The sequence below is a fragment of the Streptomyces sp. NPDC060002 genome, from assembly GCF_042737245.1.
In the GTDB taxonomy this organism is placed as follows: Bacteria; Actinomycetota; Actinomycetes; order Streptomycetales; family Streptomycetaceae; genus Streptomyces.
The window spans coordinates 200,488-214,688 of record NZ_JBHWUW010000002.1; the positions used below are offsets into that span (position 1 = coordinate 200,488).

Genomic DNA, 14,201 nt, shown 5'->3' on the forward strand with positions numbered 1-14,201 from the left:
GCGTACATCGTGCGCTCCCAGCGTACAGAGTTCGAGGGTTGCGCACACTGTTCCGCCATGCGTACAGTGTGCGCATCGGACGGGACGCCGTACGCAACATCCGGAACGGTGTGCGCATCGAGAGAACGATGTGCGCACGACGAAGGGACAGGACACCGTCATGGAGAACCCCGTGAAAATCCGCGACCCCCGCCGCTGGTGGATCCTCGTCGTGCTGTGTCTGAGCACGGTGGTCCTGACGATCGACAGCATGGCGCTCACCGTCGCGGTCCCCTCGATGACCGAGGACATCGGCGCGAGCGCCCAGGACACCCAGTGGATCCTGGACTCCTACATCCTGGTCTTCGCCGGCCTCCTGCTGACCTCCGGCAGCCTCGGCGACCGCTTCGGCCGCCGCAAGGTGATGCTGCTGGGCCTGCTGCTCTTCGGGGCGGCCTCACTGGCCGCGACGCTCTGCACCGACCCCGGCGAGGTGATCGCCGTGCGCACCGCGATGGGCGTCGGCGGGGCGCTGATCATGCCGTCCACCCTCTCGATCCTCATCACCGTCTTCGACGACGAGGAGCGCGGCAGGGCGATGGCGGCGTGGGGTTCGGTGTCGATGCTGGGGCTGGTCGGCAGCCCGGTCCTGGGAGGCGTCCTGATCGACCACTTCTCCTGGCACTCGATCTTCCTCATCAACGTCCCGGTCGTCGCGCTCGCCGTCGTCGCCGCCGTGGTCCTGATGCCGGAGTCCAGGGCGCCCTGGCAGAAGCCCGACCCGCTGGGCGCGGTGCTCTCCGCGGTCGGTATGACCGCCCTGGTCTGGTGGATCATCGAGCTCCCGCAGCACGGCGCGTTCGGCGGCCGCTCGACGCTCTCGCTGGCGGTCGCCGTGGCCGGCCTGGCCGGCTTCGTGATCTGGGAGAACGTCACATCCGCCCCGATGGTCCCGCTGGTCCTCTTCAAGCACCGCAACTTCAGCGGCGGTTCGCTCTCCCTGGCCCTGGTCCAGATCGGCAACGGCGGTCTGCTGCTGGTCCTCACCCAGTACCTGCAGTTCGTCCTCGGCTACTCCCCCGTCAAGGCGGGCCTCGCCTTCCTGCCCCTCGCCGTCGCCGCGCTGATCGGCAACGGCGTGGCCGTGAAGCTGGCCGAGAAGATCGGCAACCGGTTCGTGATCCTGTCCGGGATGCTGGTGATGACCACCTGCTTCGCCCTGCTGACGACGGTCGACGCCGACTCGGGCTTCACCGTCCCGGCCATCGCTCTCGGACTGCTCGGCCTCGGCGCGGGTCTGGCGATGCCGGCGGCCGTCGGCTCGCTGATGGGGACCATCCCCGAGGACAAGGCGGGCGTCGGCTCGGCCCTCAACGACACCATCCAGCAGGCCGGCACCGCACTCGGCATCGCCATCCTCGGCTCGCTGCTGACCAGTGGCTACGCCGCCGAGATGCCGTCCGACGCCCCCGAGGCGGCCCGGCAGTCGATCGGCGGGGCGCTGGCGGTGGCCGGCCAGGACGCGGGCCTGGTGCGGGCGGCCCGGGAGGCATTCACGGCCTCGATGACGACGACCTTCACGGTGAGCGCGATCGGCGTCCTGGCGGCGGCGATCCTGGCGACCCTGGTGATGCGGGACGGCAAGCCGGAGCAGGAGCGGCACGCGACCGAGGCCCGGGTGGCGGAGCCCGAACCGGCCGCCTGAGCCGGCCGCCTGAGCGGCACGGCTTCCGTTTTGAGAAGGCCGGCATCCCGCGGGGGGTGCCGGCCTTCCGCGTCGTCGGCGGCGTGCGACACGGCCGGGCCGCCGGCAGCCCACCGCTGTCGGTCGACCGCCGTCAGCCCACCGCTGTCAGCCGGCCTCCGTCACCCGGCCGCCGTCCAGCCCGGGATCGCGGGCAGGACCTTCTGCGCGATGCTCAGCAGGGCAGCGTCGTCCGGGCGCACGTCGTCCTGGCGCCAGATGGCGAGTTCGTAGGAGCCGCCGCCGTCCTTGCTGTCCGGGGCGACGACCAGGGCGCGGGCGATGCCGCCGGGGCCGGCGTCGGACTTGCCGCCGCCGAGGTCGAAGCTGAAGGCGATCGTCTGGCTCGAGTAGAGCACCGCGGGGTGGCCCAGGACCGTCTTCGCCTCCGCTTCGTTCAGCAGGTCCTCCATCCCCGCGATCGGGAGCTCGTCATAGGACCGCGAGAGCTTCACCGTGTAGGTGTCCAGTTGGACGGTCCCCTCCGGGCTGGGGATCTCGGTGCCGCTCGCCATCTTGACCGAGCCGTCACTGCCGTAGGCCGTCAGCGCGTGCTCCTGCGGAGTGCCGAGAAGCGCCGGCAGGTCCGCGCGGTTCAGCGCCGTGCACAGCTCCGTCCCGGAGATACGCTGCGCGGCCTTCGCGGCCTCGGCCGCCTTCTCGTCCTCGTCGTCGAGGCGGCAGAGCGCCGGTTTGTCGACGGCAGCGGCGTCGCTCTTCTGGATCACGTACAGCCCGCCCCCGAGCGCCCCGACCACCACCAGCGCCGCGATGGCTTGAGCCCATGCGTTCGGGCCCTTCTCGGGCGCGGCAACTATCTCCGCCATGTCCCCCGTTACCCCCATTACCCCCGGTACCCCCTGCTCGCGCCGGATGCGCGCTGAGGGAGCGTAACGGGTGATCCAGCCACGGGGAAGCGGGATTCCTCACCAGAAGGTCACGTCCAACACCCGCGCGCAGTGCGGATCCCCGGCGTCCGTCACCATCCGCTCCACCTCCCCTCGGACCAGCGAGGGGAGCGCCGCGATCAGCGCCGTCAGCGCCCCGGTCGTCCGGAGGCCGGCGGCGGTCACCCCCGGGGGTCCGTCGGCCCGCAAGTACAGCCGCACCCGATCCTGGTCCAGGAAGAGAAAGCCGTGCAGGAGGGGATCGGCGGAGTGGTTCTCGTCGAAGCACGACGACCGGACCAGGGTCCGCACCAACCGGAGCCCCCGGTCGGCGGCCGTCTCGTCGGCACGCGGCACGACCGCAGGGTCCACGGGAACGAGCGGCATCCCCATCACGGTGCCCGTCCCGGCCGGCCGGCCGCCCTCACCGCACAGGGTGCGCAGCATCCCGATCGGCGCGGGCGGCAACACCATCGGGTTCGCCGACAACGAGCTGCCTCGGGCCCGACGGCCCGAGGCAGCTCCGGCGAAACGCCCGCGCCCGGTACGAGAGCGTGGTCAGCTGACGTTGACCGCGGTCCAGGTCGCCGCCACCGCGTTGTACTCCGTGGTGCCCGTGCCGTAGAGGTCGCGGGCCGCGTTCAGGGTGGCTGTTCTCGCTGCCGCGTAGTTCGTCGAGGACGTCATGTAGACGGTCAGGGCGCGGTACCAGATCGCGCCGAGCTTCTCGCGGCCGATGCCGGTGAGCGTCGAGCCGTTGTATGTCGGGGAGTTGTACGTGACACCGTTGACGGTCTTGGTGCCGCTGCCCTCCGCGAGGAGGTAGGCGAAGTGGTTGGCGACCCCGGAGGAGTAGTGGACGTCGAGGTTGCCGACCGAACTGCTCCAGTAGTCGGCGGAGTTGCCGTCCTTGCTCGGCTTGTCCATGTAGCGCAGGGCGTCCCGGCCGAAGCCGGAGCGGACGATCTTCTCGCCGATGAGGTAGTCGCCGGTGTCCGAGGTGTTCCCGGCGTAGAACTCGACCAGGCTGCCGAAGATGTCGGACGTCGCCTCGTTCAGGCCGCCCGACTCGCCCGAGTAGGTCAGCTTGGCCGTCTTGGAGGTCACGCCGTGGGACATCTCGTGGCCGGCCACGTCCAGGGCGACCAGCGGGCCCAGCTGGGTGCCGTCACCGTCGCCGTAGGTCATGCAGAAGCAACTGTCGTCCCAGAAGGCGTTGTTGTAGCTGTTGCCGTAGTGGACGCGGTTGTAGGAGCCCTTGCCGTCGTTGCCGATGCCGTTGCGGCCGTGCACGTTCTTGTAGTAGTCCCAGGTCACGTCGGTCCCGTACTGGGCGTCGACGGCGGCCGTGGAGCGGTCCGCCGTGGCGCCGGTGCCCCAGTGGTTGTCGGTGTCCGTGAAGAGGGTCGCGGGGGCGCGGCTGATGCAGATGCCGAAGATGCACAGGTCGGTCTTGTTGGCCGCGTCGCCGGTGTACGTGTTGCCGCGGGTCGGGTCCTTGAGCTGGTACGTCGATCCCGAGAGGGTCGTCTCCAGCGGGACCGTGCCGCCGTACAGGGACTTGCCGTCGCCCGTGGCGGTCTCGATGGTGTCCCAGGCGTCGATCTGGGCGCCGGTGCGCGCGTCGGTCAGCACCGCGCGGGCGACCGGGTTGCCGAGCGTGTCCAGGGCGACGACGTCGGTCCGCCAGGCCAGCTTCGGGGCGCCGTGCAGCGCGTCGACGACCAGCTGCGGCTTGGCCTTCACCTGCTTCAGCGTCTCGCCGAGGTTGGCCGCGCGCAGGGCGTTCACGGCGACGTCGGCGGCCTTGGGGGCGGACACCTGCGGGGTGATGCTCGACAGCGAGATCGCCGTCCTCGTCGCCCGGTTCGCGCTGCGGTACGCGCCGTCGGGGGCCAGGTGGACGATGAAGTCACCGCCCAGGACGGGGAGTTTGCGGTAGGTGCGGTCGTAGCGGACGTGCTGGGTGCCGTCCTTGTCGACGACCACGTCACGGACGGAGGTGCCCTGTACGGAGGTGAGGCCGAGGGCCGCGGCGTGGTCGACGAGGACCGCCGCCGCGTTGTCGAGTGCCGTCGCCCGGGTGGGCCTGTCGGCCGCGTCGGCGACCGGGGAGAGTACGGCGGCCAGGAGCGTGGCCGTGGTGGCGGCGATACCGGCGGTGGCGAGACGGGAACCTCGGACGTGCTGCCGTATCCGACTCATCAGTGTCTTCGGTCTCCTCGGGAAGGCGCCGTGGGGGCGCGTGTGGGGGTGGCCTGTGGGTGGCCTGTGGAGGTGGCGCTGATGTCGTCCTGGCATTTAAGAGGGCATGACATGTCATGTCCATAGCGCATACGCGATGGACCGGTGAGGGGGCGGTGAGGAGAGAGAATCGTTTCCGTGAGCGCCCCGGAACTCCCCTTCTTCGTCTACGGCACCCTCCGCGCCGGCGAGGTCAACCACGACCTCCTCCTGCGCGGCCGCACCCTCCGCGAGGAACCGGCCCGGCTGTCGGGAGCGGTGCTCTACCACGGCCCCGGTTACCCCTACGCGGTGGAGGAGCCCGGCGGGACGGTGGCCGGCGAACTCGTCACACCTCTCCCCCGGGCGTACGCGCGACTGCTCGCCGAGCTCGACCGGCTCGAGGAGTACGTGCCGGGCGACCCTCGCAACCTGTACGAGCGGGTCGAGCGCGAGGTGACAGCGGACGGGGGCCGGGACAGGGACAGGGGCGGGGATGGGGATGGCGCGGTCCGCCTGGGCGGGATTCCTCCCGTGCGCGCCTGGGTGTACGTCGCCGCACCCGCCGTCGCCGACCGCCTGCGGGCCCGGGGCAAGCAGATCGAGAGCGGGGACTGGCTCACCCGACGGTGACCTCGCCCGTGCCCCGCGACAGCCGTCGGCCCGCCCCGGCGGGGATCGTCAGCCCGCCCCGGCGACAGCCGTCGGTCCGTCCCGGCGACAGCCGTGGGCCCGTCCCGGCGGGGACCGTCAGCCCGTCCCGGCGACAGCCGTGGGCCCGTCCCGGCGAGGATCGTCAGCCCGCCCCGGCGACAGCCGTCGGTCCGCCCCAGCGAGGATCGTCGGCCTGCCCGGCGGGGACCCACCGGCGGCGGTCACCCGTTCACCCGCCCTGTGGGCGCTTTTCCGCGCCGGGCCGTCCGCACGCCGGTGACCTGGTGAAACCCACACGCGGGCCACTCTCCCGCGCGCACATCTGACACCCATTCATCCCATTCCTGACGCTCCCTCAGGAAGCGCGCTCGCCGCGCTGCGACTTACCTCGGAAGGGCAGGGAGACTCGAAGAGCTCGAAGGAGCACCGATGCGACGCACCGCCCGTCGTACCGCACGTCGTGCCGCACATGTGCTGACCGGTACCGCGCTGGCCGTCATCGCCACGGCCGGGTTCACCGCACCCGCCCACGCCGCGGGTGCCGGAACCCGTGCCGGAAGTCTGGAGGTGTATCCCTCCACCGCGGTGCCGGGCGGGACGGTCTCGGTGAACACGGCGGCGTGCGGGGAGGGCGGAGCGGCGACGGGCGACGCCGGGGCGGTGGGCGCCGGTCGCTTCCCGCTGGCGCCCCGCGCACACGAGGGCGAGGCGATCGGACGGTTCCGGGTGCCGCCGAGCGCGCAGCCGGGGACGTACGAGATCGTCGCGGAGTGCGCCGCGGGCGGGCGGCGCGTCACCGGGGACCTGGTGGTCGTGCTGGCCTCGGACCGGCAGCCGGCGCAGCCGGTGCAGCCGCGAGGAAGTGTGAAGACGGGGGTCGGCGGCGCACTGGGCCCCGACCCCGTACAGACCGCGGCCGGTGTGGCGGCTCTCGCCGTCGCCGCCGCGGGCGGTACCTGGCTCCTGCATCGCCGGGCGAGAGGCGACGGGATCTGACGGACACCCTCCGCTGTCCGTCCGCCGGTACCGCATGTCCCCTCCCCCTCCGGGTCCGACGCCCCTCGCGGCCCGGAGGGGGAACGGGGTTCCCCTGACCAGGAAACGCACGGAAAGCGTTCGCGCGAAGAATCACGGAGAAGGGTCCCGGGATGCGCAGGGTCGGCAACATCGCCATAGCGGCCGTCACCGTGATCGCTCTCGGCAGCGGCGCCTGGCTGCTGCACAGCGGCGCGGAGACACACGCCCCGCCGCAGCCGTCCGCGGCCGAGGCCCACTCGGCCGGCCCTGACGTACGGGCCCGGTCCGCCCCGGCGCTGCCGCCCTCCCCGCCCGACCGGGTCCGTATCCCCGCGATCCAGGTGGACGCCCCGCTGACGGGCCTCGCGCTCACCCCGTCCGGCAGTCTCGACGTCCCGCCCGCCGAGAGGAAGAACCTGGCCGGCTGGTACGAGGCCGGCACCACTCCCGGCGAGACGGGCACCGCGATCGTCGCCGGTCATGTCGACAACGCCGACGGCCCGGCCGTCTTCTACGACCTGGGCGCCCTGCGCAAGGGCAGTGCGGTCGAGGTCGACCGGCGCGACGGAAGCGTGGCCGTGTTCACCGTGGACGCCGTCGCGGTCTACCAGGCACGCGGCTTCCCCGACGAGAAGGTGTACGGAGCGGCGAGCAGGCCGGAGCTGCGGGTGATCACCTGCGGCGGGGGCTATACGAAGTCGACCGGCTATCAGGGGAACGTCGTCGTGTTCGCACATCTCACCTCCTCCCACGCCTGAGGGAGCGGCGGGAGCGCGGGACGCAACCCTCACACCCCCGCCCCGGCCCCGCTGAGGGCAGCGTTCCTCGCGGGAAACAACCGTGATGCGGTCGGGTAACGTCGGCAACGCACGCTCCTGGACATGACCTCGAATTCGCGTGTGGTGGTGATCGGCGCCGGCCTCGCGGGCGTACGACTCGCCCGCCGGCTCGGCGAGCTGGGCACGCCCGCGCTGCTGATCGGCGAGGAGGAGCACCGGCCCTACAACCGGGTCCTGCTCGCCGAGGTGCTGGCCGGCCGGTACGCCCCCGAGGTGATCGCGCTGCCCGCGCCCGCCGGACTGGTCCGGGGCCGGGTCACCGGCATCGACCGCGACCGGCGGACCGTGGCCTGCGCGGACGGCTCGGAGATCGCATACGACACCCTGGTCCTGGCCACCGGCTCCAACCCGGTGCTGCCGCCCCTGCGCGGTCTGTTCACGCCGGACCACGTCCTGCCGGAGGGCGTCCACGCCTTCCGCACCATGGACGACTGCCTCGGCCTGTCGAAGGCGGTGCGGCCGGGCGTGCGGGCGGTCGTCATCGGCGGCGGGCTCCTCGGGGTCTCCGCGGCCCGCGCGCTCGCGGTACGCGGCGCCCAGGTCGTCCTCGCGCAGCAGGCCGAGCGGCTGATGGAACGCCAGCTCGACCCGAACGCGTCCAAGCTGGTGCTCCGGCACCTGAGGGACCTCGGCGTCGAGGTCCACACCGAGTGCCGGGTCCGCGACGTGCGCTGCCTCGGCGGCGCCGTCCGCTCGGTCGAAATGGCCGACGGCTACGCCCTCGACGCCGACCTGGTGGTACTCGCCTGTGGGGTCTCCCCGCGCGCCGGACTCGCCAAGGCGTCGGGGATCGCCGTGCACAAGGGAATCCTGATCGACGACGAACTCCGCACGTCCGACCCGCACATCCGGGCGATCGGCGACTGCGCGCAGCACGACGGGAACGTGTACGGACTGGCCGCACCCGCGCTGGAACAGGCGGACGTCCTCGCCGAGTCGCTCGCCGGAGACGCGGGCTCCCGGTACGGCGGCACCCGCGCCCTCACCCGGCTCACCCTCGCCGGGCACAGCGCCTTCGACCTCGCCGCGTTCGGCGAGACGGAACCGCGCCCCGGCGACGACGTCGTACAGCTCGCCGACGCCACCCGGGGCACCTACCGCAAGGTCGTCGTCCGCGACGACCGCCTGGTCGGCGGGGTCCTCGTCGGCGAACTCGGCACCGTCGGCGCGCTGGCGCGCGCCTGGGAGGGAGCAGAGCCGCTCCCCTCCGACGGCGGACCCCTGCTCCACCTGCTCACCAACGACGGAGGCTCCTGATGACCGCCACCCCCGGGGGCACCCCCACGATCGTGCTCGTCGGCCACGGCATGGTCGGCCAGCGCTTCCTCGAAGCGCTCGCCGAGCGCGGCCTGACCGCCACGCACCGCGTGGTCGTGCTGTGCGAGGAGCCGCGTCCCGCGTACGACCGCGTGCAGCTCACCTCGTACTTCTCGGGCCGGACGCCCGAGGAACTGTCCATGACGGACATGGCGTTCATCGCCGACCACGGGATCGAGCTGTACGTCGGCGACCCCGCGGAGACCATCGACCGCGAGGCCCGCAAGGTGACCGCCCGCTCTGGACTGGCGGTCGACTACGACATCCTCGTCCTGGCCACCGGCTCCTACCCCTTCGTGCCGCCCGTCCCGAACAAGGACGCCGAGGGCTGCTTCGTCTACCGCACGATCGAGGACCTGTTCGCGATCGAGGCGTACGCGAAGTCCCGTGCCACCACCGGCGCGGTGGTCGGCGGCGGCCTGCTGGGTCTGGAGGCCGCGGGCGCGCTCAAGGGCCTCGGGCTCACCTCCCACATCGTGGAGTTCGCGCCGCGCCTGATGCCCGTCCAGGTCGACGACGGCGGCGGCGCGGCCCTGCTGCGCACCATCGAGGACATGGGCCTGAGCGTCCACACCGGGGTGGGCACCCAGGAGATCGTCGTCGGCGAGGACGGCGCGGTCACCGGTATGAAGCTCTCCGACGGCTCCGAACTCGCCACCGACCTGGTGGTGTTCAGCGCCGGTGTCCGTCCCCGTGACCAGCTGGCCCGCGAGTCCGGCCTGACGGTCGGCGAGCGCGGCGGCATCGCCGTCGACGAGCAGTGCCGCACGGTGAACGACCCGCACGTGTTCGCGATCGGCGAGTGCGCGCTGGCCGCCGACGGCCGGGTGTACGGCCTGGTGGCCCCGGGCTACGAGCAGGCCGTCACGGTGGCCGCGACCATCGCCGCCGACGAGTCCGAGCAGCTGTCCTTCACCGGCGCCGACCTCTCCACCAAGCTGAAGCTGCTCGGCGTCGACGTGGCGTCCTTCGGTGACGCGCACGGCACCGCCGAGGACTGCCTCGACGTCGTCTACTCCGACTCCCGCTCGGGCCTGTACAAGAAGCTGGTCATCGGCCGCGACGGCACGCTGCTCGGCGGCATCCTGGTCGGCGACGCGGAGGCGTACGGCACCCTGCGCGCGTTCACGGGGTCCGTGCCGCCCGTCTCCCCCGAGTCGCTGGTCCTGCCGGCCGGCGCCGGCGAGTCCGTCCAGCTCGGCCCGTCCGCGCTGCCGGACGAGGCGATCGTCTGCTCCTGCCACAACGTGTCGAAGGGCACGATCCGCGGCGCGGTGACGGAGCACTCCTGCACGACCGTGCCCGAGGTGAAGAAGTGCACCAAGGCCGGTACCGGCTGCGGAAGCTGCGTCAAGGTGCTCGGCCAGCTGGTCACCGCCGAGCTGGAGGCGAGCGGCGTCGAGGTCGACAAGGGCCTGTGCGGCTGCTTCTCGCAGACCCGCGAGGAGTTGTACGAGATCGTCCTCGCCCTGCGCATCAACACCTACCAGGACCTCCTCGACCGCTACGGCCGGGACGGCGCCCGGGGCGGCGACGGCTGCGAGGTCTGCAAGCCGACCGTCGGCTCGATCATCGCCTCCCTCGCCCCGACGATCGGCGCGAGCGGCTATGTCCTGGACGGCGAGCAGGCGGCCCTTCAGGACAGCAACGACCACTTCCTCGCCAACCTCCAGAAGAACGGCTCCTACTCGGTCGTCCCGCGCATCCCCGGCGGTGAGATCACCCCCGAGGGGCTGATCGTGATCGGTGAGATCGCCCGCGACTTCGGCCTCTACACGAAGATCACCGGCGGCCAGCGCATCGACATGTTCGGCGCCCGGGTGGAGCAGCTTCCGCTGATCTGGACCAGGCTGGTGGACGCCGGCTTCGAGTCCGGCCACGCCTACGGCAAGTCGCTGCGCACCGTGAAGTCCTGCGTCGGCCAGACCTGGTGCCGCTACGGCGTCCAGGACTCCGTCCGCATGGCGATCGACCTGGAGCTGCGCTACCGAGGGCTGCGCTCCCCGCACAAGCTCAAGTCGGCGGTGTCGGGCTGCGCCCGCGAGTGCGCCGAGGCCCAGTCGAAGGACTTCGGCATCATCGCCACCTCCAACGGCTGGAACCTCTACGTCGGCGGCAACGGCGGCGCCACCCCGCGCCACGCCGACCTGCTCGCCCAGGACCTCACCGACACCGAACTGGTCCGCCTCATCGACCGGTTCCTGATGTTCTACATCCGCACCGCCGACCGCCTGGAGCGCACCTCGACCTGGCTGGACCGGATCCCCGGCGGCCTGGACCACGTACGGGACGTGGTGGTGGAGGACTCCCTCGGCATCTGCGAGGAGCTGGAGTCCCTGATGACCGACCACGTGGCGCACTACGCCGACGAGTGGGCGACCACCATCAACGACCCGGAGAAGCTCGCCCGGTTCGTGTCCTTCGTCAACGCCCCCGACACCCCCGACCCGGTCGTCGGCTTCGTGCCGGAGCGCGACCAGATCAAGCCCGACCTGCCGTTGCTGTCCATCGGCCACCGTCCCCTGGAAGGGAGCGCCCAGCGATGACCCTGGCACTCGAGACGACCGACCTCAAGGTCCAACTGCGTTTGCAGGACCAGTGGTTCACGGTCTGTGACCTCAGCCAGCTGATCCCCGGCCGCGGGGTGGCCGCCCTGCTTCCCGACGGCCGCCAGGTCGCCCTGTTCCGGGACCGGGCGGGTGAGCTGTACGCCGTCGACAACCGCGACCCGTTCGGCGGCGCGGCCGTCCTCTCCCGCGGCCTGACCGGTACCCACGAGGGCCGTTCGTTCGTCGCCTCCCCGCTGCTCAAGCAGCGTTTCGACCTGCTGAGCGGGGAGTGCCTGGACGACGACTCGGTGCGCATCGTCACCTACGAGGTGCGCACGGCCTGACGGCCGCCTGTCCCGTCGGCTACCGCCGGCCCGGTGTCGCGGACGGGTGTCGCGGACCGGAGACATCCGACCGGACGCTGGGCCGGGATGCCGGCACTCCTCGTGCCGCCGGTACGGCCGGTGCACCCTGGCCCGCCGGTGCGGCCGGTGCACCCTGGCCCGCCGGTACGGCCGGCACCCTGGCCCGCCGGTACGGCCGGTGCACCCTGGCCCGCCGGTACGTCGGGCTGCGCCCGGTCCCGCAGGTGAGCGGCGGGGCGGCCGGGGCTCGGCGGCTCAGACCTTGAGGGCGTCGTAGGACACCCCGGTCAGCTGTTCGGAGGCGGCCCACAACCGCTCCCCCGCCCGGTCTTCGAGGGTCCAGGGTGCTCGCCGCGACGGCGCGGGCGCCCCGCGCCACATGGCGAGGGACGGCCCGGTGAACGAGTCCGGGCGGACCCCGGGCGCGGTCGCCGCGTACAAAGCGGGCAGCGCGCCGGCCTCGGCGGGCTGGGCGAAGACCCGGTTGCCCAGCGCCATCAGCCGCTCGGCGACCGGTCGCCCCTCCGCGCGTGGCCCCGCCGTCTGGAGGTTGGTCGCCGCGTACCCCGGATGCGCGGCCGCCGCGACGGCCTCGGCACCGGCCTCGTCGAGTCTGCGTGCCAGTTCGTGCGTGAAGAGCAGGTTGGCGGTCTTGGTTCGCCCGTAGGCGATCCAACGGCGGTAGTGGCGCTCGGAGTTGAGGTCGTCCGGGTCGATGTTGCCGAGCAGGTGGGCCATGCTGGAGACGGTCACGATCCGCGCCTCGGGCGAGCGGCCCCGCGTGGCGAGCAGCACGGGCAGCAGCAGTCCGGTGAGGGCGAAGTGCCCCAGGTGGTTCACCCCGAACTGCGTCTCGAACCCGTCGGCGGTGGTGCCGTACGGCATCGCCATCACGCCCGCGTTGTTGACGAGCAGGTCGAGCCGGTCGTACGGCAGCGCGTCCGCGAACTCCCTTACGGAGGCGAGGTCCCCGAGATCGAGCCGCCGCAACTCCGCTTCCGCCCCCGGAACTTCGTCGTGCAGTCGCCGGACGGCCTCCCGCCCCCGCGTCTCGCTCCGGCAGGCGAGCACCACGCGCGCCCCCTTGCGGGCGAGCTCGCGCGCGGTGACATATCCGAGCCCGCTGTTGGCCCCGGTGACGACAGCGGTGCGACCGCCCTGGTCAGGGATGTCGTGCGCGCTCCAGCCGGCCATGGCCGTACTCCCTCCGCAGTGTGCACGGCAGCCTACGACGCTGCCGGTCATCCATCCCGCATCTCCCCGTTACGACATGTCCACAACATAGCTACCCTGCGCTTCTAGCGTTCGGCAGCGCACGACCCCTGAACGACCCCGTCGCCGGGACCGGCGTGCGGGCCGGTTCACCACACCACCCCCGGGAGTGAGCGTGGAACGTCGTACCTTCCTGCGTGCGGCCGCGATCGGCGGCTCCTCCGCCGTACTCGGCGGAACCCTCTGGCGCGGCGCCGCCTACGCCGCCCCGGCCCAGCCCGGCACAGGCCCGTACGGGGCACTCGGCACGGCCGACGCCAACGGCGTCCGGCTCCCGAGCGGCTTCACCAGCCGGGTGATCGCCCGCTCCGGCCAGACGGTGTCCGGGACGTCGTACGCCTGGCACAACGCCCCCGACGGCGGCGCCTGTTACGCGGACGGCACGGGCTGGATCTACGTCTCCAACTCGGAGATCAACCCGTCGGGCGGCGCGAGCGCGGTCAAGTTCTCGGCGGCCGGGACGATCACGGCCGCGTACCGCATCCTCTCCTCCACCCGCCAGAACTGCGCGGGCGGCAGGACCCCGTGGAACACCTGGCTGTCCTGCGAGGAGGTCGACCGCGGGTACGTCTACGAGACCGACCCCTGGGGCGCGAAGGCGGCGGTCCGCCGGGACGCGATGGGCCGCTTCAAGCACGAGGCGGCGGCCGCCGACCCGGTCCGCAGGGTGATCTACCTGACCGAGGACGTGACCGACGGCTGCTTCTACCGTTTCCGGCCGACGAGCTGGGGCGACCTGTCCTCGGGGACGCTGGAGGTCCTGGTGGCCGGCACGGCCACGAGCGGCCCCGTGACCTGGTCGCCGGTGCCCGACCCGACCGGCGCCACCGCCACCCGCAACCAGGTCTCCGGCGCCAAGCACTTCAACGGCGGCGAGGGCTGCCACTACGCGAACGACACCTGCTGGTTCACGACGAAGGGCGACAACCGGGTCTGGCAGTACGACGCGGCCGCCCAGAAGATCGAACTCGCCTACGACGACTCGCTGGTGACGTCCGGCACCGCTCCCCTCACCGGGGTGGACAACGTCACCGGCTCCGCCTCCGGCGACCTGTTCGTGGCGGAGGACGGCGGCAGCATGGACATCTGCCTCATCACCCCCGACGACGTCGTCGCGCCCTTCCTGCGCATCGACGGCCAGTCGGCCTCCGAGATCACGGGCCCGGCCTTCTCCCCGGACGGCACCCGTCTGTACTTCTCCAGCCAGCGGGGCACGAGCGGCAGTTCGTCCGGCGGGATCACCTACGAGGTGAAGGGCCCGTTCCGGACCTAGGAACGCCCGGGCAGGCACTTCGGGATTGACAGGAACCCGACAGCAGATCGGAGGAACGCGGTCGGGCGGCGACTCGTTACTC

General features: G+C 72.1%; 12 protein-coding genes. 8 read left to right on the top strand and 4 right to left on the bottom strand.

Annotated features, from left to right (window positions below):
• Window positions 1–160 precede the first annotated feature (160 nt).
• Complete coding sequence (locus ACFWBD_RS03375) at window positions 161–1,684, top strand: MFS transporter (RefSeq protein WP_385661943.1); 1,524 nt, start codon at window positions 161–163, stop codon at window positions 1,682–1,684.
• 161 nt (window positions 1,685–1,845) lie between these two features.
• Here the strand turns inward: ACFWBD_RS03375 and ACFWBD_RS03380 are convergent, their stop codons facing one another.
• From ACFWBD_RS03380 to ACFWBD_RS03390, 3 genes are all read right to left on the bottom strand, one after another.
• Window positions 1,846–2,550 carry a DUF6215 domain-containing protein gene (locus ACFWBD_RS03380; RefSeq protein WP_385661946.1) on the bottom strand — a complete coding sequence of 235 codons (705 nt, stop codon included), beginning with the start codon at window positions 2,548–2,550 and terminating at the stop codon, window positions 1,846–1,848.
• Window positions 2,551–2,649: 99 nt separating this feature from the next.
• Window positions 2,650–3,084, bottom strand: a complete 435-nt coding sequence (locus tag ACFWBD_RS03385; protein WP_385661949.1) for a hypothetical protein — start codon at window positions 3,082–3,084, stop codon at window positions 2,650–2,652.
• An 84-nt stretch (window positions 3,085–3,168) separates the two neighbouring features.
• Entirely contained in the window at window positions 3,169–4,815 is a 1,647-nt protein-coding gene (locus ACFWBD_RS03390; protein ID WP_385661952.1) for a M4 family metallopeptidase, read from the bottom strand.
• 177 nt (window positions 4,816–4,992) lie between these two features.
• Here ACFWBD_RS03390 and ACFWBD_RS03395 point away from each other — a divergent pair, with 177 nt between their 5' ends.
• From ACFWBD_RS03395 to nirD, 6 genes are all read left to right on the top strand, one after another.
• Window positions 4,993–5,466, top strand: coding sequence for a gamma-glutamylcyclotransferase family protein (locus ACFWBD_RS03395; protein WP_385661955.1), 474 nt, complete (start codon window positions 4,993–4,995; stop codon window positions 5,464–5,466).
• A gap of 450 nt (window positions 5,467–5,916) precedes the next feature.
• The gene (locus tag ACFWBD_RS03400) at window positions 5,917–6,483 is read left to right on the top strand and encodes a hypothetical protein (protein ID WP_385661958.1); all 567 of its coding nucleotides are present in this window, start codon (window positions 5,917–5,919) and stop codon (window positions 6,481–6,483) included.
• A gap of 152 nt (window positions 6,484–6,635) precedes the next feature.
• Window positions 6,636–7,262 (top strand): class F sortase, encoded by a 627-nt coding sequence (locus ACFWBD_RS03405; protein ID WP_385661961.1) that lies wholly within the window; start codon window positions 6,636–6,638, stop codon window positions 7,260–7,262.
• Between the two features lie 123 nt (window positions 7,263–7,385).
• A complete protein-coding gene (locus tag ACFWBD_RS03410; protein ID WP_385661963.1) occupies window positions 7,386–8,600 on the top strand; it encodes an NAD(P)/FAD-dependent oxidoreductase in 1,215 nt (404 codons plus the stop codon).
• On the top strand, window positions 8,600–11,206 hold the full coding sequence (gene nirB / locus ACFWBD_RS03415; protein ID WP_351753645.1) for a nitrite reductase large subunit NirB: 2,607 nt from the start codon (window positions 8,600–8,602) through the stop codon (window positions 11,204–11,206). Before ACFWBD_RS03410 ends, nirB begins: the two co-directional genes overlap by 1 nt.
• Window positions 11,203–11,553: a nitrite reductase small subunit NirD gene (nirD, locus tag ACFWBD_RS03420; RefSeq protein WP_385560283.1), complete on the top strand. Its 351-nt coding sequence runs from the start codon at window positions 11,203–11,205 to the stop codon at window positions 11,551–11,553. Before nirB ends, nirD begins: the two co-directional genes overlap by 4 nt.
• Before the next feature lie 276 nt (window positions 11,554–11,829).
• Here the strand turns inward: nirD and ACFWBD_RS03425 are convergent, their stop codons facing one another.
• Window positions 11,830–12,768, bottom strand: coding sequence for an oxidoreductase (locus tag ACFWBD_RS03425; protein WP_385661966.1), 939 nt, complete (start codon window positions 12,766–12,768; stop codon window positions 11,830–11,832).
• A gap of 193 nt (window positions 12,769–12,961) precedes the next feature.
• On the opposite strand from ACFWBD_RS03425, the gene ACFWBD_RS03430 reads away from it, so the two are divergent.
• Entirely contained in the window at window positions 12,962–14,119 is a 1,158-nt protein-coding gene (locus ACFWBD_RS03430) for an alkaline phosphatase PhoX (protein WP_385661969.1), read from the top strand.
• Window positions 14,120–14,201: the final 82 nt, after the last annotated feature.

Coding starts and splice junctions, on each gene's coding strand:
- ACFWBD_RS03380 (WP_385661946.1), bottom strand. CDS start 2,550: ATGGCGGAGATAGTTGCCGCGCCCGAGAAGGGCCCGAACGCATGGGCT.
- nirD (WP_385560283.1), top strand. CDS start 11,203: ATGACCCTGGCACTCGAGACGACCGACCTCAAGGTCCAACTGCGTTTG.
- nirB (WP_351753645.1), top strand. CDS start 8,600: ATGACCGCCACCCCCGGGGGCACCCCCACGATCGTGCTCGTCGGCCAC.
- ACFWBD_RS03405 (WP_385661961.1), top strand. CDS start 6,636: ATGCGCAGGGTCGGCAACATCGCCATAGCGGCCGTCACCGTGATCGCT.
- ACFWBD_RS03390 (WP_385661952.1), bottom strand. CDS start 4,815: ATGAGTCGGATACGGCAGCACGTCCGAGGTTCCCGTCTCGCCACCGCC.
- ACFWBD_RS03385 (WP_385661949.1), bottom strand. CDS start 3,084: ATGGTGTTGCCGCCCGCGCCGATCGGGATGCTGCGCACCCTGTGCGGT.
- ACFWBD_RS03410 (WP_385661963.1), top strand. CDS start 7,386: ATGACCTCGAATTCGCGTGTGGTGGTGATCGGCGCCGGCCTCGCGGGC.
- ACFWBD_RS03425 (WP_385661966.1), bottom strand. CDS start 12,768: ATGGCCGGCTGGAGCGCGCACGACATCCCTGACCAGGGCGGTCGCACC.
- ACFWBD_RS03400 (WP_385661958.1), top strand. CDS start 5,917: ATGCGACGCACCGCCCGTCGTACCGCACGTCGTGCCGCACATGTGCTG.
- ACFWBD_RS03375 (WP_385661943.1), top strand. CDS start 161: ATGGAGAACCCCGTGAAAATCCGCGACCCCCGCCGCTGGTGGATCCTC.